The organism is Mesorhizobium sp. M7A.F.Ca.US.005.03.2.1, from assembly GCF_003997795.1.
GTDB lineage: Bacteria > Pseudomonadota > Alphaproteobacteria > Rhizobiales > Rhizobiaceae > Mesorhizobium > Mesorhizobium ciceri.
Window position 1 is genome coordinate 1 of record NZ_RZRP01001022.1, and the last position, 2,009, is coordinate 2,009.

Genomic DNA, 2,009 nt, shown 5'->3' on the forward strand with positions numbered 1-2,009 from the left:
GGCATTCATGGACAATGCCGGCCAGGTCTGCACGGCCGGTTCGCGGCTGATCGTCGAGGACAAGATCGCGGACCAGCTGATCGAACGCGTCATCGCCCGCACCAAGGCGATCAAGGCAGGGCCGACCTGGGACGAGACGACGACCTTCGCGCCGATCATCAGCCGCAAGCAGCTCGAGCGCATCGACACGATGGTCCGCGCCAGCGTCAGCGAGGGCGCCTCGGTGGTCACCGGCGGCACGGTGCTCGAAGGCCGCAACGAAGGCTGTTTTTTCGCGCCGACGATCCTGGAAGACGTCGCCGACGACAACATCGGTTTCAAGGATGAGTTCTTCGGCCCGGTGCTGACGGTGCGCACCTTTGCCGACCTGGAGGAGGGTCTCGCCCTGGCGGCGCATCCGGTCTACGGGCTCGCCGCCAGCGTCCACACCACGGATTTGAAGAAGGCGCTCAAGGCGGCGGATTCGATCGAGGCCGGCATGGTCTGGATCAACCAGCACGGGCGCGGCCCGGAGTTCACCTACCCGGCCGGCGGCTACAAGGGCTCCGGCTTCGGCAAGGATATGGGTCGTGCCGGCATCGAGGCGTTCCTGCGCCAGAAGGCCATCTGGGCCAATTACGCCTGAGCGAGCGCAAGCACATGCAATTCGACTACATCATTGTCGGTGGCGGTTCGGCTGGAGCCGTGCTTGCCAGCCGTCTTTCGGAGAACGGCACCAGGCAGGTGGCGCTTTTCGAGGCAGGGCCCGACACGCCGCCGGACGATGTTCCTGAGGTGATCGCCGACAGCTATCCCGGCCTCTCCTATTTCGACCCGAAATACCACTGGACGGAACTGCGTGTCTTCAACCGCTCGCCAAAGCAGAACGCGCAGTTGGTCAAGACGGCCAAGCTCGAACAGGCCAAGGTGATGGGCGGCGGCTCCAGCATCAACGGCCAGTTCGCCGTGCGCGGCCTGCCACACGACTATGACGAATGGGAAGGTCTCGGCCTGCCCGGCTGGGGATGGGACGGCATGCTGCCCTATCTCAAGAAGCTTGAGCGCGACCTTGATTTCGATGGCGAGCTTCACAACAAGACCGGCCGGATTCCGATCCGCCGTGTCTTTCCAAAGGATTGGGCCGGCTTCACCAAATCAGTGCTCAAGCAGACGGAAAGCGAATATCCCTACCGGCCGGACTACAATGGCAGTTTCGAGGACGGCTCGTTTCCGCTGCCGCTGTCGAACGAGAACGACCGACGCGTGTCGACAGCGATCGGCTATCTCGACGCCGAGGTGCGGGCCCGCAAGAACCTGCACATCTTTGCCAATGCCTTCGTTGAAGGCCTGGTGATCGACGGAACGCGCATCACAGGCGCCAGGGTCACGACCACCGGCCAGACCAAGATCTACAACGCCAACGAGACGATCGTTTCAGCCGGCGCTCTGCATTCGCCGGCCATCCTGCTTCGTGCCGGCATCGGGCCGGCGGCGCAGCTGAAGCGGCTGGGCATCGAGGTGGTCGCCGATCGCCCCGGTGTCGGCGAGAACCTGACCGATCATCCGCATATAGCCGTCGGTGCGCATTTCAAGAAATCTGCGCGGCTCAAGCCCGGTCAGCGGCGCCACATCTTTCTGGGTGTCAGATACTCCTCGAACCATGCCGGCTGCCATCCGGGCGACATGCTGCTGATGCCGGTCAACCGTGCCGGCTGGCATCCGCTCGGCAAGGCGATGGGCGCGCTCAATGTCTGCGTCAACAAATCCTATTCGCGCGGCACCGTTATGTTGAAGTCCGCTGTGCAGACCGATGAACCGATCGTCGATCTGAACTTTGCCTCCGACGGCCGCGACCTGATGCGCCTGGTCGATGGCTTCAGGCGCATCTGCAAGATCATGCAGTCGCCCGATGTCCAGCAGCACGTCAACACCTGGTTCCTGGCCGGCTACAGTGACGAGGCGCGCGCGCTCAGCGTCCGCAAGCCATCGAACTGGGTCAAGACCGCGACCGCGGCCTACCTCTTCGACTA

2 protein-coding genes are annotated in these 2,009 nt (G+C 63.5%); both read left to right on the forward strand.

Annotated features, from left to right (window positions below; all coding sequences use genetic code 11):
• A partial coding sequence (locus EN991_RS34035; protein ID WP_127370378.1) for an aldehyde dehydrogenase family protein occupies positions 1-625 on the forward strand: 625 nt, incomplete at its 5' end.
• 14 nt (positions 626-639) lie between these two features.
• Positions 640-2,009, forward strand: a 1,370-nt coding sequence (locus tag EN991_RS34040; protein ID WP_127370379.1) for a GMC family oxidoreductase N-terminal domain-containing protein, incomplete at its 3' end; no start/stop codon positions are given.